This is a genomic window from Streptococcus mitis subsp. hohhotensis, from assembly GCF_020089495.2.
In the GTDB taxonomy this organism is placed as follows: domain Bacteria; phylum Bacillota; class Bacilli; order Lactobacillales; family Streptococcaceae; genus Streptococcus; species Streptococcus hohhotensis.
This window is the reverse complement of the sequence record NZ_JAIRCA020000006.1, coordinates 82,886-102,762: the sequence shown is the minus strand read 5'-3', so window position 1 is coordinate 102,762 and position 19,877 is coordinate 82,886. Positions and strand designations below refer to the sequence as shown.

Genomic DNA, 19,877 nt, shown 5'->3' with positions numbered 1-19,877 from the left:
TGCGTCAGCTCCTTTTCATTCTGTTTGTGTGATGTTATTCTAGCAAAAAAGTGGAGGATTGTCAAAGAAGTCTCCTTGATACAGCTAGATTAACTAGTGAGTCTTGGTTTTATAGTTTCTGTTTTAACTCAACCAAGACATTCATAGCCTGCATAGGTGTCATGTTGTAAACATCAAGCTTAGACAATTCTGCTAGGACAGGATGCTCTTCTGCCGTATCAAAGAGTGAAATCTGTTCAGTGACATCACTTGTTTGCCTCATCAGACTTGGACTTTCTCCCCCTTGACTCTCCAGTTGAGTCAAAATCTTATCCGCCCTTGCTAAAAGGTCTGCTGGCAAGCCAGCAATCTTGGCAACATGGATACCGTAGGATTTATCAGCTGGACCTGGTTCAATCTTGTGAAGGAAGGTGACCTGCCCATCCTGCTCCAAGGTTGCCACGTGAACATTAACCAAGTGTTGTAAACTAGACTCCAGACTAGTCAACTCATGGTAGTGGGTCGCAAAGAGGGTCTTGGCTCCGATGTGCTCATGGATGTATTCGATGATGGACTGAGCAAGAGCCATCCCGTCATAAGTTGCAGTTCCCCGTCCCAATTCATCAAAAAGAATCAAGGAATTTTTGGTCGCATGCGAAATGGCATTATTGGCCTCCATCATCTCCACCATGAAGGTTGACTGACCCGAAACCAAATCATCTGCTGCTCCAATACGAGTAAAGATTGCATCAAAAATCGGCAAATGGGCACTTTCTGCTGGCACATAAGAACCCATCTGGGCCATAACCGCCGTCATGGCTAACTGACGCATGTAGGTAGACTTTCCGCTCATGTTGGGCCCTGTAATCAGTTGGATACTGGTATCTTCTGCCATCTGAATCGTATTGGGAATATAGGTCTGAGCCCCCATAACCTTTTCAACGACAGCATGGCGCCCTTTCTGGATATCAATTCGCGAATCATCTCCGAACTCTGGTCGAATCAAATGCTGGGTTTCAGCCACAACCGCCAGACTCTGTAAGACATCAACTGTCGCAATTCCTTGGGCTAGAGCCTGCAAACGCTGGATGTACTTGCTGACCTCTTCACGAATACGCATAAAAATTTCGTACTCTAGGTTAGCAGACTTCTCACGCGCCTCCAGCATATCTCCCTCGATACGGGCTAATTCTTCAGTTCCAAAGCGTTCTGAGTTTTTCAGCGTTGCCTTGCGGAAAAAGTGAGCTGGCACATTCCCCAGTTGCGAATTGGTCACATGGAAATAGTAGCCATCCTTTTTATTGTAGTCAATCTTAAGCGTGCTGATGCCAGAGTTTTCTCGCTCCTTAGCCTCAATCTCAGCAATCCAACCAGTCCCTTCTCTGAGCACACGACGGTACTTGTCTAAAGTCTCATCAAATCCAGTCCGGATAATACCCCCATCTGTAATCACATGAGGAGCTTCAGGAGCAATCGCTGCGCTAATCAAACTCTCCAACTCAGGGATTGCATCCAGTTGTGCGATGAGATAGGCTAGAGCAGGTTGCTCCATCCCTTCTAAAATCGCACGAATCCGTGGCACACTAGACAAGGTAGTCATCAACTGCAAGAGATCCTTGGGATTGGTTTTGCCAAAAGAAACACGACTAGCCAAGCGCTCAATGTCATAAACACCCTTGAGACTGTCTGTCAAATCACTACGCTCAAAGAAATGGTCGAGAAAGACCTGCACCACTTCCTGACGTTGGACAATTCGTTCCTTATCAATCAAGGGGCGATGAATCCAAGACCGCAAGAGACGCATTCCCATAGCCGTCTTGGTTTCATCCAAAAGCCAGAAAAGACTGCCTTGCTTCTTTCCTGAACGAGCATTCTCAACCAAATCCAGACTGGCCTTGGTCGCATAATCCATCTGCAAGAAATCCTTGATTTCATAGCGGATAACAGGCTTGAGGTGGTTCAATTCCCTCATCTGAGTCCGATGAACATACTGAAGCAGTTTACTAGATGCCGCTTGCTCCACCGCTGCCAATCGTGAATCCAGTAAATGAAGGTCTTCAAAGCCTTCTTTTTCATAGGAAAGCACCAGATTCATCTGACGACTGAGGATTTGTTCCTCTTCCTCAGACAAGTCATAACCCAGCACCACTTCTCGAGCCTTGAGATTGCGAATTTCTCCACAAACCAGCGTGAAATCCAAAAGACCTGTCACATAAAAGTCACCCGTCACCAGGTCCATATAAGCTAGACCAAACTGATTGCCCTCACGGTCTATAGCAACCAAGAAGTTATTCTGACTGTCCAGCTTACTGCTATCGACCACTGTCCCTGGCGTAATGACCTGAACAACCTCTCGTTTCACAACCCCAACTGCTTGTTTAGGATCTTCCATCTGCTCTGCGATAGCCACCTTATAACCCTGATCAATCAAGACATCGATATACTGTTGGGCAGAATGGTAGGGAACACCCGCCATAGGAATCGGATTGTCGGCATTCTTGTTGCGACTCGTTAAGGAAATTTCCAGAATCTGCGCAGCATTGACCGCATCCTCATAAAATAATTCATAAAAATCACCCATCCGAAAGAGCAAAAACGCATCTGGATATTGCTTTTTAATATCCACATACTGTTGCATGCCGGGTGATAGCTTTTCTGTCGCCATTTTCCGTCTCTCCTTGTCAAAAATAAGTCTTGAGAGTAACTCCCAAGACCTTACTTATCTTTCATCAAATCTAGCAAACGATCTTCCATGAGTTTGGCAACGTGCTGGTCTCGACAAATGACCAATAAGGTATTGGCACCAGCAACTGTTCCTAAAATCCATTCATCCTTGTTTGCATCTACAATATTTGCCAAAACAGAGGCTTCGCCCAATTTGGTATGAAGCACCAAGGTAAACTCTGCTCTTGCAACACCTTCTAAATGATGAGACAAAAATTCCACCAAATCAATCTTTTCTGTCTCATTTGCTAGTACATAATACACCATATCATTTTTCTTGACCTTGGTCAAGCCGATTTCGCGCAAATCACGAGACAAGGTTGTCTGCGTCACAAAGACATTATGCGCCTCCAACCGATCTTGAATTTCTTTTTGTGTACTTAATTTCTCCTCAGTAATCATTTTTTTTATTAACTGATGACGATCTCTTTTTCTCATAAAATCCTCTTATATGAATATTTATAACTATTTTTATAACTATATTATACCAAAAAAATAGGAGATTTCAAAAATTTTTTCTTCTTTCTTTAAAATTGTGATAAAATAGTAGAAAAGTCCAAAAAGGAGCTCTTAATGAATACAAAAGAATTGATTGCTAGCGAGTTGGCTAGCATCATTGATAGCCTGGACCAAGAGGCTATTTTAAATTTACTGGAAACCCCTAAAAACTCAGAAATGGGGGACATTGCTTTCCCTGCTTTTTCTCTTGCAAAAGTCGAACGTAAAGCACCTCAAATGATTGCGGCTGAACTGGCTGAAAAAATTAACAGCCAAGCCTTTGAAAAGGTTGTTGCAACGGGACCTTACGTTAACTTTTTCCTTGATAAATCCACCATTTCTGCTCAAGTATTGCAAGCTGTTATCACTGAAAAAGAACACTATGCTGACCAACATATTGGCAAACAAGAAAATGTTGTGATTGACATGTCTAGTCCCAATATCGCTAAACCATTTTCTATCGGTCACCTACGTTCAACTGTTATTGGAGATAGCTTATCACATATTTTCCAAAAAATCGGTTATCAAACGGTCAAAGTCAACCATTTGGGAGACTGGGGTAAACAGTTTGGGATGTTGATTGTTGCCTACAAAAAATGGGGCAACGAAGAAGCTGTAAAAGCTCATCCAATCGATGAACTTCTTAAACTCTATGTTCGCATCAACGCTGAAGCTGAAAATGACCCTAGCTTGGATGAAGAAGCACGCGAATGGTTCCGTAAACTTGAAAATGGAGACGAGGAAGCTCTCTCTCTTTGGCAATGGTTCCGCGATGAAAGTTTAGTGGAATTTAACCGCCTTTACAATGAACTGAAGGTTGAATTTGACAGCTACAACGGAGAAGCTTTCTACAACGATAAGATGGATGCAGTTGTAGACATTCTTTCTGAAAAAGGCCTTCTTGTTGAATCAGAAGGTGCCCAAGTTGTCAATCTTGAGAAATATGGAATTGAACATCCAGCCCTTATCAAAAAATCTGATGGTGCAACTCTCTACATCACACGTGACTTGGCTGCAGCTCTTTACCGTAAAAACGAATACCAATTTGCTAAATCTATCTACGTAGTTGGTCAAGAGCAATCTGCCCACTTTAAACAACTCAAAGCTGTTTTGCAAGAGATGGGCTACGATTGGAGTGACGACATTACCCACGTTCCTTTTGGTTTGGTTACAAAAGAAGGAAAAAAACTCTCTACTCGTAAAGGGAATGTCATCTTGCTAGAGCCTACAGTTGCAGAGGCTGTTAGTCGTGCCAAAGCCCAAATTGAAGCAAAAAATCCTGAATTGGAAAATAAAGATCAGGTAGCACATGCTGTTGGGGTTGGAGCCATTAAATTCTATGACCTCAAGACCGACCGTACAAATGGATACGACTTCGACCTAGAGGCTATGGTATCCTTCGAAGGTGAAACTGGACCTTATGTTCAATACGCCTACGCTCGTATCCAATCTATCTTGCGCAAAGCGGATTTCAAACCAGAAACAGCTGGCAACTATAGCTTGAATGATGCTGAAAGTTGGGAAATCATCAAACTCATCCAAGACTTCCCACGTATTATCAACCGTGCGGCGGATAACTTTGAACCTTCTATCATTGCTAAATTTGCAATTAGTCTGGCTCAAGCCTTCAACAAGTACTATGCACATACACGTATCTTGGATGAAAGCCCAGAACGCGACAGCCGTCTAGCCCTCAGCTACGCAACCGCAGTCGTTCTCAAAGAAGCCCTTCGCTTGCTTGGAGTGGAAGCGCCTGAGAAGATGTGATTCAGTACTAACAATTGGAACTAAAGTTCCCAATTGTTAGACGCTAGCCGCTTATAGGCGGACTAGCTAACTGCTTCACTAGTAAAGAAACATAAATATTATCGATTTATGTTTCTTTACGTCGTAACCAATACGAATTGCCTAAACGCTTCACTGACAGTCTATCAAAAATCTTATCAAGTTTTGCTGGCTTGTTCTGCTATTTTAGGTCCACTAATTCGATTTACTCACTACTACTTCTTTATCATACAGGGAGATTTCCTATGAGCCAATATGCTTATATCCTCGTTGTGATTAGCTTGGTATTCCTTTTTCTGCTTAATAAGTACGAGAAGGAAAGACTTCAAAGACTCTACCAAGAACAACTGTTGAAGGATGAAACATTTAGAACTGACATCAAAGAGAAAATTCACACGACTGAAAATATCAATGATGTCATTGCTTACATCAATAAAACTTATCATCTGGGAATGTTGCTATCAAAAGACATTACGGATCAATTGAAATAAACCTAGCTATTCTTTAAGGAATATCAAAACCGAGACTGAGAGTTTATTACTTAGGCTCGGTTTTTGTATATTTTTGAAGTCACAAAGTCACCACACCCCAGCAATGCAAGTGCAAAATCCTCTAGAATATGATAGAATAATGGAAAGGACTCTATTAAGGAGGAAATCATGGAAAAACAAACCATCGCCGTCTTGGGGCCTGGTTCTTGGGGAACTGCCCTTTCACAAGTCTTAAATGACAATGGACACGAGGTACGTATTTGGGGAAACATTCCCGAACAAATCAATGAAATTAATACCTATCATACTAATAAGCACTACTTTAAAGATGTCGTTCTAGATGAAAATATCCATGCCTATACTGATTTAGCAGAGGCATTGAAAGATGTAGATGCGATTTTGTTTGTTGTCCCAACAAAAGTGACACGACTTGTTGCCCAACAAGTTGCCAAAACCTTAGACCATAAGGCAATTATCATGCACGCATCAAAGGGATTAGAACCTGACAGCCATAAACGATTATCAACCATCCTTGAAGAAGAAATTCCTGAACATCTCCGCAGTGATATTGTCGTTGTTTCAGGTCCTAGTCATGCAGAAGAGACCATTGTGCGTGACCTAACTTTAATCACTGCTGCTTCTAAAGATTTACAAACAGCTCAGTACGTTCAGGAGCTCTTTAGTAATCACTACTTCCGACTTTATACCAATACGGATGTTATCGGGGTCGAAACTGCTGGTGCTCTTAAAAATATTATTGCTGTCGGTGCCGGAGCTTTACACGGTCTGGGATTTGGCGACAATGCTAAGGCAGCCATCATCGCTCGAGGCTTGGCAGAAATTACCCGCCTAGGGGTAGCACTCGGAGCCAGTCCACTAACCTATAGTGGCTTATCTGGTGTGGGAGATTTGATCGTAACGGGAACCTCCATCCACTCTCGTAACTGGAGAGCTGGAGATGCCCTTGGTCGTGGAGAATCCCTAGCAGATATCGAAGCCAATATGGGCATGGTAATCGAAGGAATTTCAACGACCCGAGCAGCCTATGAACTAGCTCAAGAGCTTGGAGTCTATATGCCCATTACACAGGCCATTTACCAAGTTATCTACCACGGAACCAATATCAAAGATGCCATTTATGACATCATGAACAATGAATTTAAAGCAGAAAATGAGTGGTCTTAACCCTCTAAAGAAAGGATTCTTATGACATCAAAAGTTAGAAAAGCAGTCATCCCTGCCGCTGGACTCGGAACTCGATTTTTACCAGCAACCAAGGCCCTTGCCAAAGAAATGTTGCCAATTGTAGACAAACCAACTATCCAATTTATCGTGGAAGAAGCTCTCAAATCAGGTATTGAAGATATTCTGGTTGTCACTGGTAAATCAAAACGTTCTATTGAAGACCACTTTGACTCAAACTTTGAGCTTGAGTACAACCTCAAAGAAAAAAGCAAACATGACTTGCTAAAATTGGTAGACGAAACAACTGGCATTCGCCTTCACTTTATCCGTCAAAGCCATCCTCGTGGTCTTGGCGATGCTGTCTTACAAGCAAAAGCTTTTGTAGGGAATGAGCCCTTCGTTGTCATGCTGGGTGACGACCTTATGGACATTACAGATGACCATGCTGTTCCTTTGACAAAACAATTGATGAACGATTACGAGACGACTCACGCATCAACCATTGCTGTTATGCCTGTCCCTCATGAAGACGTTTCATCATACGGGGTTATATCTCCTCAAGGAGAAGGAATCAATGGACTCTATAGCGTCGAAACTTTCGTTGAAAAACCAGCTCCAGAAGATGCTCCAAGTGATTTGGCAATTATCGGCCGCTATCTGCTCACACCTGAGATTTTTGATATCTTAGAAAATCAAGCCCCTGGTGCTGGAAATGAGATCCAACTTACCGATGCAATCGATACTCTCAATAAAACACAACGTGTTTTCGCCCGTGAATTTACAGGAGCTCGTTACGACGTTGGGGATAAGTTTGGTTTTATAAAAACCTCTATTGATTATGCCCTCAAGCACCCACAAGTCAAAGATGACTTGAAAGATTACATCATCCAACTGGGAAAAGAATTGGCTGAGAAGGAATAAAATAAAAAGATAAGGTTTAAAAAATGCCTTATCTTTTTTCATTACATAAATTTTCATCCCATTCCCTTGTAGAAAAGCAAGACTGCGAACCCTACGAACAAGACTACCGCTCCTAACCTCTGGATGGTATTATACATCCGTCTTTCTCCTCGAACTGGAAAGATAACTGCTAGAAATGCACCACCAACTGCTCCTCCGATATGGCCTGCCAGGCTGATGCCGGGAATCAAAACACTTCCAATAATATTAATCACAAAAAGTGTCAGATAAGATTGGCCCAACTGCTGGATATAAGGATTACGCGTAGCATAGCGAAGAACAATAATCGCGGCAAATAGCCCATAGAGAGAAGTCGAGGCTCCTGCTGCTAAGGATTTGGGACTAAATACAAAAACAAAGAGATTGCCCATCATTCCAGATAAGAGATAGAGAAAGCAAAACTTCTTGGATCCGAAAATCTCCTCTACTTGCCTACCAAGATAATAGAGCGAAAGCATATTAACAATGAAATGCTCCCACCCAATATGAACAAAAATGGCAGAGAAGAGACGCCAAATCTGCTCAGGAAAGAGGCGAATGGCAGGCCCGTACATGGCTCCAAATCGAAATAGGGTATCTGCCCTGTAAAAGTTTCCCCCTGTGGTCACCAACATTAGTAGAAATACCAAGGCCGTCACTAAGAGAAAGAAACTCGTCACAGGGTAACGCCTATCAAAGATTTCTTTCATCAATCAGTACCTCCTGAACAGGAATATCATGATTTTCAGGGCTAAAGTCCCGAATTTGACAAGGATAAACCGTACTCAAAGTATGACTAGTAAAATGTTTCAGATAGCGGTCATAATAACCTCCACCATAGCCAATCCGATAGCCTTCCATCGTAAAAGCTAACCCCGGAACATGAATCAAATCAATCTGAGAGGCATCCACCACTTCCAAATTTCCCTGTGGTTCCAGTAAGCCAAAGGAAGTTTTGACCAGTTGTTGCGGATCATAGACCACAAAGTCCATGCGCCCCTTGGGATAGGTTTTTGGTATCAGAACCTTCTTGCCATCCTTCAGCGCCTGCTCAATCAATTCCTGCGTTTGAAACTCATGAGGAAAAGAGAGATAGGTTGCAATAACCTTGGCTTCTTGGTAAAAGGGGTGTTGTAAAAGTCGTTCAGTTAAAGTTTGGTCTATAAACTGTTTTTGCTCTCGAGTTAAAGCCTTCATTTCGTGCAAGACTTGCTTGCGTAATTCCGATTTCATAGACAAGCCCTCTACTCTGCTGCCTTCTTTTTCAGGAAACTAGAGACCGCATCCACCCCAATAGCTAATGCTTCTTCCTTAGGATTCATCTGAGGGTGATGAAGGGCATAGGGACTATCTATACCAAGCCAGAACATAACGCCATCAACTTTTGAAAGGAGATAACCAAAGTCTTCACCTGTCATAGCAGGCTCGATATCAATCAACTCGATTCCGTCTTTCTCTTCAAAGAAGTTCATCAGTTCACGCGCCAAGGCTGGATTGTTCTCAACAGGTAGGTATCCACCTTGTTTGAGTTCCACTTCGACTTCCATATCAAAGGCTGCTGCAACTCCTTCTGCAACTGTTTTGACCCTTTTTTGCACCAAGAGACTCATGTCCTGTGTCAAGGCCCGAATAGTTCCATGCAAAAAGGCTGTGTCTGTGATGACATTGTTGGTTGTCCCTGCTTGAAAAACTCCAAAGGTCACCACTGCTCCCTCGATTGGATTGACATTGCGGCTAACCACTGACTGTACTTGGGTCACAAAGTAACTAGCAGCCACCAAGGCGTCATTGGCTTCATGTGGAAAGGCTGCGTGTCCGCCTTTTCCTTTGAAACGGATCTTCACCTCGCAAGTTCCTGCAAAGAGTGTATGAGTATTGGTCGCAATCTGTCCAACCTTCAGATCTGGTCGAACATGGAGGCCATAAAACTGGTCTGGCAACCAGTCTCCAAAAGCACCATCCTCATACATGAGCATACCACCAGCTTCATTTTCTTCAGCAGGCTGAAACAGAAAGAGCAGGTTATTCTTTGGTTGCTCTTCAAGGGCTCGCTCAAGACAGCCCAAAGCAATAGTCATATGAAAATCATGGCCACAAGCATGCATGCGACCTTGGTGTTGGGAAGCGAAAGGAAGGCCTGTTTGTTCGACGATAGGAAGACCATCAATATCTGTCCGCCAACCAATGGTCCGCTCTGACTGACTTCCCTGCAAATAGACCAAAATACCTGTCCGCCAAGTACGAACTTGAACAAACTCCTTGCCCGCAGTCAATTTCTCAATCACATCCAGCAAATAAGCATGAGTCTTGAACTCCTCCAAGCCAATCTCTGGAATCTGGTGCAAATCTCGTCTAATCTGAATCAAATCTAACATCTATCTATCCTCCTATATAGCAGAAAGAGGCTGGAAGAAGGGTTCCGCCTCTTTATTACTTTTACAATTATAAGGTACGAAGCGCATCCTCTAGCGCTGTTTTTTGTTGGGTTTGGGCATCAATCTCTTTGATGATACGAGCTGGAACACCTGCTACCACCACGTTTTCTGGGACATCTTGGGTAACAATAGCTCCTGCTGCGACAACTGAACCACTACCGATTTGGACCCCTTCGATAACCACTGCATTAGCGCCGATAAGAACATTGTCTCCAACACGGACTGGTTCTGCGCTAGCTGGCTCAATCACACCTGCAAGAACCGCACCTGCACCAACGTGACTGTTTTTCCCAACGATAGCACGGCCACCAAGGATAGCACCCATGTCAATCATGGTTCCTGCACCAATTTCAGCACCGATATTGATAACGGCTCCCATCATGATAACAGCATTGTCACCAATTTCAACCTGATCACGGATAATAGCACCTGGCTCGATACGAGCATTGATAGCACGTTTATCTAGCAAAGGAACTGCAGAATTACGAGCATCTTGCTCAACAACATAGTCTTGATTTTCTACCAAACCATCTAGAAGCGGAGCCACGTCCTTCCAGTCTCCGAATAGGACATTCCCTAGTTTGACAACAGATCCAGGTACAGCAGTTGCAAGTTGTCCTTCAAAGGTTACTTTAACACTGGTTTTCTTTTCAGCGTTGGCGATAAATTGGATAATTTCTTGAGCGTTCATTTTTATAGCAGTCATAGGCGCCTCCTAGTTCATTTTAATGATACCTATTCTACCAAAAAAGGCCTCAAATTTGAAGCCTTTTTGTTTGTTTTTAGGTATGATTTTTAGGGATGTGAGATAAAACGTGCTGTCGGTAAAAGCAAGCCCCTACCGATACAACCTAAAAACACTCTTCACAACTATCTCCCCGTGTTTTATTGACTATTCTAGTATAGCACACTTTTAGAATTAAGAAAAGACTTTTTATTTACTTTCTTTCGCTTCTTCTACCGATAGGAAAATCATAGGCAAAATAATCAAGGCCATAGCTAGAAGGAGGGACCAATCCACTACCAAGCCTAAAAATAAAACGCTCAAAAGGGCAGACGACAGGGGTTCACTGGCACTGATAACGGAAACCACCAAGGGAGAAACCAAGGACACCGCCTTCATGGAAATGAAAAAGGCAAAAGCCGTTCCAAAGAAAGCGATAATGAGGCAAATCAAGATACTCCAAATATCAAGAATAAAGGAAAGCTGATAAACCGGCGAGAGGACATTGCTAAATAAACCGGCCAAAATCATCCCCCACCCAACCGTAGGTACAAAACCATAGCGTTTCGCAAAAGGTTGGGGCAAGATAACATTAAACATGACCCCCATGGCACTCAGCAAACCTGTTATAAGGGCTAGTGGCGTCATGGATAGCTGAGAGAGATCGCCTTTTGTCGCCATCAAGCAAACACCCAGCATGGCAACCAAAACATAGAAAATAGCGCTTTTTGACGCTCGTTTTTGATAAACCAAGCGATTGTAAAAGAGGATAAAGACAGGACTGATAAACTGTAAAATAGTCGCTGTCGCTGCATTTGAGTATTCTACGCAGAGGTAGAAAAAATACTGGACTGAAAAAATCCCCAAAATAGCATAGGCTAAAAAGGGCAGGTAATTTTTCTTATCTCGCCAAATATCTAGCACTTGCGATTTTAATTGCACTGCAGACCAAATGAGCACAAAACTCCCTGCCAGTGTCAAACGCATAGAGGTAATCCAGCCCGAAGACACCTGATAATGAGTAAAGAAATACTCTCCTAAAATTCCACAGATTCCCCAGATTAAGCCGGATAGGAGCGAATAAATGGTTCCTTTAACAATCTTTTTCTGATACTGATTCATACCTTTATTGTAACACGAAAGGGAAAAAGAAAAAAGTGGCAATCCATTGATTAGCCACTTCATTTAGCACAGTTTATAGAATTATCGTCTCGCCCTTGAAGAAGAAGGTCGTGTAGTACTTGAGTTACTGCTATCGCTAGAACTACTACTTGAACTGCTGGAGCTTGATGAAGTTGGTAGACTCCCCACGATGCTAGACCAAGCATTCTGATAATCCGCATCACTTCCGCCAATAGCAAAATGATAGCTGGTCGTAGGAGCTCCTATCTTATTAGCCCAATAGCTGGTAACAGTCGAACCTGTGACCTCTACTTCTTTTCCTTCAACAGAAACCTTCCCTGGTTTTTGACCTGTTGATTTCAAGACTTCGGATTTTACGACACTAGGATCTAAAGCGAAGCGCTCGTTCCCCCAAATGCTTGGGGAGGCTTGCTGAATCGCATTTACCAGATGAGCCATGTAATTAGAGTTATTGGAATAACCTGCTCTACGTGACAATGAATGATTATCATCATGCCCAATCCAGCCACCTAGGGTTAATCTAGGTGTCGAAAGCATGAGCCACATATTTTCGTCTTGGTTGGTTGTACCAGTCTTCCCAATCCAATCTGCATTAGCCAGAGTAGGATTTAAAGAAGTCAGATTCGTCTTGAAGGTTGTTGTCACACGAGAGGATAGAACTTCTCGCAGCAAGCCCTGCATAATTGTCGCAGTAGCTTTTGAATAGACTTGAACCGGTTTATCCTGATGCTCATACACCACTCTACCATCTGCGGCTTCAATTTTAGAAATCACATGTTTTTTATGATATAGACCATTATTTGCTAGGGTCTGATAGCCATTAGTATGCTGGGCGACTGTGACTTCAATACCACCACCCATTGGCAAGCTCTCAATACCGTACTCAGGAATCTCGTAGCCCATCTTTTCCATATAACCCTTGACATCAACACCCTTTTCACGAAGCATGCGATAGGTCCAGTAAGCAGGGATATTCCATGAATAGTTCAGAGCTTCTCCCAAGGTCATCATTCCTGTTCCCTTACTATTAGCATACATAATCGGATTGCCATTAGCAAAGTTTGTTGGATAGTTAGAGAGAATCGTTTCACTTCCCATCAAGCCCTGGTCAATAGCAATACCGTAGGCCAGCAAGGGCTTGGTAGTAGAAGCTGGCGAACGTTTGGTATCAAAGGCATGATTATTTTGATTTTCTTGATAATTACGACCACCTACAAAGCCTAGAATAGCACCTGTTTGGTTGTCCATCAAGACATTTCCTACTTCTACACGACCTGTTCCATCGTCTAAAAGATAGCCATAGTCAGCAACCGCATTTTGCATGGCAGAATGAATTTTCTGATCTATGGTAGTAGTAATCTTATAACCACCATTTTCAATTTCCTTGGCTGCCAAATCACGATAAAACTTCTGAGTTGCCTCATTTTTCAACTCCTTAGCGGAGACATTGTCTCTCTGAGCTAGATAGTCATACATACGTTCTTGAGCTTCTGCCAAAGTTGTAAAGTATAAATAGTCTCGTGAAATTCCTGTGACCGTGCCCGATGGTAAAAAGTCCTGTTTAAGGTCATAATCCTTGTACTGAGAATACTCGTCTTTGCTTAAGGCACCTGTACGATACATACTGTAAAGAACTGCCTTAGCCCGTCTCAAGCCAATTTCTAGGTCTTCATCACTCTTCAACTCCCCAGTATTTTCATAAGGAGAATAGGTAATGGGACTCTGTGGAAGTCCTGCTAAAAATGCTGCTTGAGGAACCGTCAACTGACTGGCATCTACACCGAAAATTCCCTCAGCTGCCTGCTGAGCCCCTGCAATATTCTGCCCCTTATTATTTCGGCCAAAGGGAGCCACATTGAGATAGGTCGTTAAAATCTCATCTTTATTCATGGCGCGTTCCAAGGCAAGAGCATCCACAATCTCTGTCGCCTTACGAGCCAAGGTCGGCGCATCCCCAACCACCTGCTGCTTAATTAGTTGCTGGGTCAAGGTTGAACCCCCACTAGAAGAACCCAAACCTACAAATTTCCCCAAGGTCGCACGAATCACCGCCTTGGGCACTACACCTTTATGTTCTTTAAAGTGTTCGTCTTCCGTCGCAATGATAGCTTTCTTCAGATTTTCCGAAATTTGCTCAGATGAGATAGAAGTGCGCAACAAATCACTCTCTATGGAAGCAATCACCGTCCCATCCGCATAGGTAATCTCTGAAATAGAAGAAATGTCCTTGACCTGATGTACCAATTCTTCTGTCTGAGGCACCCGAACCTTGTCAAATAAGGCCACTCCGTACCCCAAAGCAATCCCAGCTCCCAACATTCCTCCTAGAAAACCGAGCACAAAGAGTAAGTTAAATAGGGCTTTTATACTCAGTAAAATAGCTGGAAAAATGGCTGGCTTATCTAAGGATTTAGATTTTTGGACACTTGAGCCTTTCTTGCCATGGCTAGCTGATTTTTTATTTTTTTGTTTTTGCTGGAAAAATTCCAGCATTTTTCGTTTTAATTCATTTAATTGATTTTGCATGGATTTCCTCACTCTATCTATTATACCACAAAAGGGAAACTTTCAATAAAATAGCCACTTTCTTCCCTATTCTACTAGGCTATTGCTCGAGTTTGTGATACAATAGGTAGAAACAATATTTTATAAAGGAGAAAAGACACATGCACATTTTTGATGAGCTAAAAGAGCGTGGTTTGATTTTTCAAACGACTGATGAAGAAGCTTTGCGTAAAGCCCTAGAAGAAGGTCAAGTTTCTTATTATACTGGCTACGATCCAACTGCTGACAGCCTTCACCTAGGCCACCTTGTCGCAATCTTAACAAGTCGTCGCTTGCAACTAGCAGGTCACAAACCTTATGCGCTCGTTGGCGGTGCTACAGGTCTCATCGGAGATCCGTCCTTCAAAGATGCTGAACGTAGTCTCCAAACAAAAGACACAGTAGATGGCTGGGTCAAGTCTATCCAAGGACAACTTTCTCGTTTTCTTGACTTTGAAAATGGCGAAAACAAGGCTGTCATGGTCAACAACTACAACTGGTTTGGCAGCATCAGCTTCATTGACTTCCTCCGTGATATCGGAAAATACTTCACTGTCAACTATATGATGAGCAAGGAATCTGTGAAAAAACGGATCGAAACAGGAATTTCATACACTGAGTTTGCTTACCAAATCATGCAAGGTTACGACTTCTTCGTTCTTAACCAAGACCACAATGTCACTCTTCAAATCGGTGGTTCTGACCAGTGGGGAAATATGACAGCTGGTACTGAATTGCTTCGTCGTAAGGCTGACAAGACTGGTCACGTTATCACTGTTCCACTGATTACCGATGCAACTGGTAAGAAATTTGGTAAATCAGAAGGAAATGCAGTTTGGCTCAATCCTGAAAAGACTTCCCCATACGAAATGTACCAATTCTGGATGAACGTTATGGACGCTGACGCTGTTCGCTTCTTGAAAATCTTTACCTTCTTGTCACTTGATGAAATTGAAGACATCCGCAAACAATTTGAAGCGGCTCCACACGAACGCTTGGCTCAAAAAGTCTTGGCTCGTGAAGTCGTTACACTTGTTCACGGCGAAGAAGCCTACAAAGAAGCCCTCAACATCACTGAGCAACTCTTTGCAGGAAACATCAAAAACCTTTCTGTTAAAGAGCTCAAACAAGGACTTCGTGGAGTGCCAAACTACCAAGTACAAGTAGACGAAAACCACAATATTGTGGAACTGCTCGTGTCAGCTGGTGTAGTTAACTCAAAACGCCAAGCCCGTGAAGACGTCCAAAATGGAGCTATCTACGTCAACGGCGACCGCATCCAAGACCTTGACTATGTCTTAAGTGACACTGATAAGTTAGAGAACGAACTGACTGTTATCCGTCGTGGTAAGAAAAAATACTTTGTATTGACTTACTAAATTGATAAACATTTACCTATAAAAAAGGAGTTAACCTCGAGAGAGGTGACTCCTTTTTGCTGTTAATAGTCCCCACCTATCCCTTAATAGACAGGCTACGCAGGACTATACGTAAGGTTGTTAGATTATGTAAGATAGAGAGATTTGAAGGACTGAGCCAATTAAATAAGCCAAAGCCAATCAAACTACTATTTACGACAACGGTATCTTGAATATTCTTCTTGATGAGTGTTTGCAAAGATGATGATAGCGAATCCAACTCTTGGAAGAAATCCAAACGATTAGCTAATAATAAGATATCACTCATCTGCTTAGAAATATCTGCACTCTCATTCATCACCACACCGATATCTGATAGAGTTAGAGCAGCTGAGTCATTCAACCCATCCCCAACCATCAAAATAGTGTGACCTGCTTTCTGTAGTTCCTCTACTAACTCAAATTTTCCATCAGGTTTCAAGTCTGTATAGACCTGATCAAAGGGCAAATCTTTGACTAATTCCTCTGTCCTAACCAAGGTGTCCCCTGTTGCCAGAATCAATTTTTTCCCTTGCGCCTTAAGTTTCTCCAAGGCTGCTTTTGCTTCTTTTCTCAAAGGAGTATGGATGCAGAACATTCCAATCAATTCATTCTGATAAGCCAAGAATAAGAGATTGTAGTGACTCTTGTACTCTTCAATTAAAGCATGTTGCTCCGAACTGATATGAATCTGCTCATCCTGCATCAAGACATAATTTCCAATAAGAACTGGTTCCCCATCTATATGAGATTTGATCCCCTTGCTTGCAATATATTGGAGTTTTCCATGCATTTCCTCATGTTCAATCCCCTCTATCTCAGCTTGCTTGACGATGGCATTAGCAATAGGATGATAAATGTGTTCCTCAAGACAGGCACTGATTCTGAGAATATCTTCCTCACTATAGTCCCCAAAAGGTAACACCTTTTCAACTATCGGATAGCTAGTTGTGATTGTTCCCGTCTTATCAAACAAGAAAGTATCAACTTCCAGGTATTTCTCCAGAACATCCCCATCCTTAATCACCATTTCACGGTTCAACCCCTCCTTAATAGCTGTCAAATAAGCTACAGGAGTAGAGATTTTCAAAGCACAGGAGAAATCGACCAATAGGAAAGAAATAGCCTTAGAAAAAGAACCTGTCAATAGGTAAGTCAGACCAGCCCCCAAGAAATTATATTTGACGACCTTATCCGCCATCTTGATGAAATAGCGTTGTTTCGTTTTCTTGTTTTCTTCAGATTTCTTCATCAACTCAATCAGTTGTAAAATCCGGCTGTTCATCTGATTATCGGTTACACGAATGCGTAACTCTCCAGTTTCTAATACTGTATTTGCACAAACCAAATCAGACTCTCTTTTTTCAACTGGAAAACTCTCTCCCGTCAAGGAACTTTCGTTGACCATACCTAAACCTGAAACTACTTGTCCATCAAACAGAATTTCATTTCCTTGAGATAGGACCAAAACATCTCCTATTTGAACATCGGAACTCTTGATACTAACAACCGTATCGCCCTGTACTAGGAATACATCGCTCTCTTTTGCAAGAAGGCTTTGTTCTAAATCTGTTGCAGTTTTTTTCAAGGACCACTGATCTAAATGATTCCCCAATTCAAGCATAAACATGATGTTGCTAGCAGTCTTGGATTGGTTCATGAACAAAGACAATAAAATAGCCGAACAGTCCAAGACCTCCATCGTTAGTTCCTTACGCGCTAGTGTTTGATAGGCTTCTCTAATATAGCCAAAAGCCTGATAACAAGTCCATATATAGCGAATAGGATACGGCACAAGACTACGAAAAAGCACACGCTTAATCGCTGCACCTGAAACGATAGAATAGGCACTCTCTTCTCTACGAACAGGAAGAGTCATCAACTCAGAAACTTTCCCCTTATCAATTCTTTTTAAAAAGACTTCTGCATTATCTAATACAGAAAAGCCTTCTTTTATGCGTAGAGTAAAGTGCTGTTGATCCATGTAAAACTGGATAGACTCAATTCCCTTCTCATCTCTCGCCAAGGAACGAAGATAGTCTTGAATATCCAAGGTGAGTGAAAAAGAAGACGATAGTCGGATATGTTGATATCCTCTATATAGCACTTTAAAAGACATGTTATTCCCCTATAAGGCTATCTAATTGCTCTTCTTTTTTCTCTTGCTCGTACAAATATTTGGCATCTTGCAAAACATCGTCTCCATGTTGCTTCACAACAGAAACAGATGCATCTAGCTCGTCTTTCAACTTGTAAGCCTTAGCCAAAGCTTTAGAATAACCTTTTTTAGCTTCCTTACTTGCTAAGATTTTCAAACCAAGGGTACCAAATGCGACACCACCCAAAAATAATGAAGATTTTTTCGCAACTTTTGCGACGCTTAATACTTCTTTTAACATACTTATTTCCTCCTTATCATTATTATATAGCAATTTAGATATAAAAGCAATTTCATTCTATAAATTGGAGAATTAGTTTTATTTCTACTGAATCTCCCATCTACTTATTCCTAAAGTTGCTTTCATTTGCCTCTTTTGATACACTTAAACTATGAATACAAATCTCAAACCCAAACTTCAGCGCTTCGCTTCTGCGACTGCCTTTGCCTGCCCTATCTGCCAAGAAAATCTAACTCTGGTAGAGGGTAGTCTCAAATGTAACAATCGCCATTCTTTTGACCTAGCAAAATTCGGCTATGTCAATCTGGCTCCTCAAATCAAGCAATCTGCCAACTACGACAAGGAAAACTTTCAAAACCGTCAGCAAATCCTAGAAGCTGGCTTTTATCAGGCTATTTTAGATGCAATTTCTGATTTACTTGCAAGTTCAGAAAATACCGAAACAATTTTGGATATTGGATGTGGCGAAGGCTTCTATTCTCGAAAACTCCAGGAAAATCATCCTGACAAAACCTTCTATGCCTTTGACATCTCCAAAGATTCCGTCCAAATTGCTGCCAAGAGCGAACCTAACTGGGCAGTCAATTGGTTCGTTGGCGACCTGGCTCGTCTTCCTATAAAAGACGCCAGCATGGATATTCTGCTTGATATTTTTTCACCTGCCAACTATGGAGAATTTCGTCGCGTTTTATCCAAAGACGGTATCTTGATAAAGGTCATCCCAACTGAAAATCACCTCAAGGAAATCCGTCAGAAGGTACAAGACCAGCTGACAAACAAGGACTATTCCAACCAAGATATCAAAAATCATTTCCAAAACAACTTCACTATCTTATCCAGTAAAACTACCTCACTAACCAAGCCTATCACAGCAGAGCAGCTCCAAGCCCTACTCAGCATGACGCCCCTACTCTTTCACATCGACCAGTCTAAGATTGACTGGAGCCAACTGACAGAGATTACCATTGAGGCTGAGATTCTGGTTGGGAAAGCATTGTAAACTAGACTTCGCAAAAGTAGAAAACTTACTGAGAATCTTCAATATTACAAAAACGCATAAGAGCAGGTTCTCAAAAACCTTAATCTTATGCGTTTTGTTATAGTTTCCCTACACATTAAGGGGAAATAGTTGAAATCAGTTCTCTTAATAGCCATTGAATACCATATATTACATTTGCCCCAAATATGATATAGGTCGTATAAATCAAGTATTTCGATTTCTCCCGTCTCAAAGAATAGATCTTGTACAAGATAAACAAATTTAAAATAATAAATAATAGAGACAAAATCTTCCCCCAAAAATCAATCCTAAAGGTACACAGCTAAGCATAGCCCTAAACTTTATTTTCGATTCGAGATAACAAACTTATCAATAAACAGTAAGTGATATAAGGCCAGTACCAAACCCCAAATGCTACCACGAAAAGAGATTTCTTGATGATTGAGAGGAAACAAATCGTGATTACCTATATAGAGGCAGGTCAAAATGATAAATAAAATCCAAAATAAATCAGTCCATCTATATTTTGAAAAATATTTTTTCCACATAAAAACACCTTCTTTCCTACAATCATATTATAATACTTTATGTAAACGAATACAAAGGATATGAGGTAATCAACTACGAAGAAATA

The 19,877-nt window shown here is 41.8% G+C and carries 17 protein-coding genes; 6 read left to right on the top strand and 11 right to left on the bottom strand.

Annotated features, from left to right (window positions below; all coding sequences use genetic code 11):
• Positions 1-109: 109 nt before the first annotated feature.
• Both mutS and argR read right to left on the bottom strand, forming a co-directional pair.
• A complete protein-coding gene (gene mutS, locus K4Z77_RS04005) occupies positions 110-2,644 on the bottom strand; it encodes a DNA mismatch repair protein MutS (RefSeq protein WP_224218523.1) in 2,535 nt (844 codons plus the stop codon).
• Positions 2,645-2,694: 50 nt separating this feature from the next.
• Positions 2,695-3,141: an arginine repressor gene (gene argR, locus K4Z77_RS04000; protein ID WP_001231476.1), complete on the bottom strand. Its 447-nt coding sequence runs from the start codon at positions 3,139-3,141 to the stop codon at positions 2,695-2,697.
• Between the two features lie 135 nt (positions 3,142-3,276).
• On the opposite strand from argR, the gene argS reads away from it, so the two are divergent.
• From argS to galU, 4 genes are all read left to right on the top strand, one after another.
• Positions 3,277-4,968 carry an arginine--tRNA ligase gene (gene argS, locus K4Z77_RS03995; protein WP_224218522.1) on the top strand — a complete coding sequence of 564 codons (1,692 nt, stop codon included), beginning with the start codon at positions 3,277-3,279 and terminating at the stop codon, positions 4,966-4,968.
• A gap of 263 nt (positions 4,969-5,231) precedes the next feature.
• Positions 5,232-5,477, top strand: coding sequence for a hypothetical protein (locus tag K4Z77_RS03990; protein ID WP_049532292.1), 246 nt, complete (start codon positions 5,232-5,234; stop codon positions 5,475-5,477).
• Between the two features lie 168 nt (positions 5,478-5,645).
• Entirely contained in the window at positions 5,646-6,662 is a 1,017-nt protein-coding gene (locus K4Z77_RS03985) for an NAD(P)H-dependent glycerol-3-phosphate dehydrogenase (RefSeq protein WP_224218521.1), read from the top strand.
• 21 nt (positions 6,663-6,683) lie between these two features.
• The gene (galU, locus tag K4Z77_RS03980; protein WP_224218520.1) at positions 6,684-7,583 is read left to right on the top strand and encodes a UTP--glucose-1-phosphate uridylyltransferase GalU; all 900 of its coding nucleotides are present in this window, start codon (positions 6,684-6,686) and stop codon (positions 7,581-7,583) included.
• Between the two features lie 53 nt (positions 7,584-7,636).
• On the opposite strand, the gene K4Z77_RS03975 is transcribed toward galU, so the two are convergent.
• The 6 genes from K4Z77_RS03975 to pbp1b form a co-directional block, all read right to left on the bottom strand.
• Positions 7,637-8,311: a rhomboid family intramembrane serine protease gene (locus K4Z77_RS03975; protein ID WP_224218519.1), complete on the bottom strand. Its 675-nt coding sequence runs from the start codon at positions 8,309-8,311 to the stop codon at positions 7,637-7,639.
• Positions 8,295-8,834 carry a 5-formyltetrahydrofolate cyclo-ligase gene (locus K4Z77_RS03970; protein ID WP_224218518.1) on the bottom strand — a complete coding sequence of 180 codons (540 nt, stop codon included), beginning with the start codon at positions 8,832-8,834 and terminating at the stop codon, positions 8,295-8,297. The genes K4Z77_RS03975 and K4Z77_RS03970 overlap by 17 nt, the downstream gene beginning before the upstream one ends.
• A gap of 11 nt (positions 8,835-8,845) precedes the next feature.
• Complete coding sequence (locus tag K4Z77_RS03965; protein WP_224218517.1) at positions 8,846-9,976, bottom strand: N-acetyldiaminopimelate deacetylase; 1,131 nt, start codon at positions 9,974-9,976, stop codon at positions 8,846-8,848.
• Positions 9,977-10,043: 67 nt separating this feature from the next.
• Positions 10,044-10,742 carry a 2,3,4,5-tetrahydropyridine-2,6-dicarboxylate N-acetyltransferase gene (gene dapD, locus K4Z77_RS03960; protein WP_224218516.1) on the bottom strand — a complete coding sequence of 233 codons (699 nt, stop codon included), beginning with the start codon at positions 10,740-10,742 and terminating at the stop codon, positions 10,044-10,046.
• A gap of 228 nt (positions 10,743-10,970) precedes the next feature.
• A complete protein-coding gene (locus tag K4Z77_RS03955; protein WP_224218515.1) occupies positions 10,971-11,882 on the bottom strand; it encodes a DMT family transporter in 912 nt (303 codons plus the stop codon).
• Positions 11,883-11,963: 81 nt separating this feature from the next.
• The gene (pbp1b, locus tag K4Z77_RS03950; RefSeq protein WP_224218514.1) at positions 11,964-14,429 is read right to left on the bottom strand and encodes a penicillin-binding protein PBP1B; all 2,466 of its coding nucleotides are present in this window, start codon (positions 14,427-14,429) and stop codon (positions 11,964-11,966) included.
• Positions 14,430-14,569: 140 nt separating this feature from the next.
• On the opposite strand from pbp1b, the gene tyrS reads away from it, so the two are divergent.
• Positions 14,570-15,826 carry a tyrosine--tRNA ligase gene (gene tyrS / locus K4Z77_RS03945; protein WP_224218513.1) on the top strand — a complete coding sequence of 419 codons (1,257 nt, stop codon included), beginning with the start codon at positions 14,570-14,572 and terminating at the stop codon, positions 15,824-15,826.
• Positions 15,827-15,902: 76 nt separating this feature from the next.
• On the opposite strand, the gene K4Z77_RS03940 is transcribed toward tyrS, so the two are convergent.
• Both K4Z77_RS03940 and K4Z77_RS03935 read right to left on the bottom strand, forming a co-directional pair.
• Positions 15,903-17,963, bottom strand: coding sequence for a heavy metal translocating P-type ATPase (locus tag K4Z77_RS03940; protein ID WP_224218512.1), 2,061 nt, complete (start codon positions 17,961-17,963; stop codon positions 15,903-15,905).
• Position 17,964: 1 nt separating this feature from the next.
• Positions 17,965-18,243, bottom strand: a complete 279-nt coding sequence (locus K4Z77_RS03935; RefSeq protein WP_000910903.1) for a DUF6110 family protein — start codon at positions 18,241-18,243, stop codon at positions 17,965-17,967.
• A gap of 151 nt (positions 18,244-18,394) precedes the next feature.
• Here K4Z77_RS03935 and K4Z77_RS03930 point away from each other — a divergent pair, with 151 nt between their 5' ends.
• Positions 18,395-19,243, top strand: a complete 849-nt coding sequence (locus K4Z77_RS03930) for a putative RNA methyltransferase (protein ID WP_224218511.1) — start codon at positions 18,395-18,397, stop codon at positions 19,241-19,243.
• A 341-nt stretch (positions 19,244-19,584) separates the two neighbouring features.
• On the opposite strand, the gene K4Z77_RS09735 is transcribed toward K4Z77_RS03930, so the two are convergent.
• The gene (locus tag K4Z77_RS09735) at positions 19,585-19,791 is read right to left on the bottom strand and encodes a hypothetical protein (protein WP_049521349.1); all 207 of its coding nucleotides are present in this window, start codon (positions 19,789-19,791) and stop codon (positions 19,585-19,587) included.
• Positions 19,792-19,877: the final 86 nt, after the last annotated feature.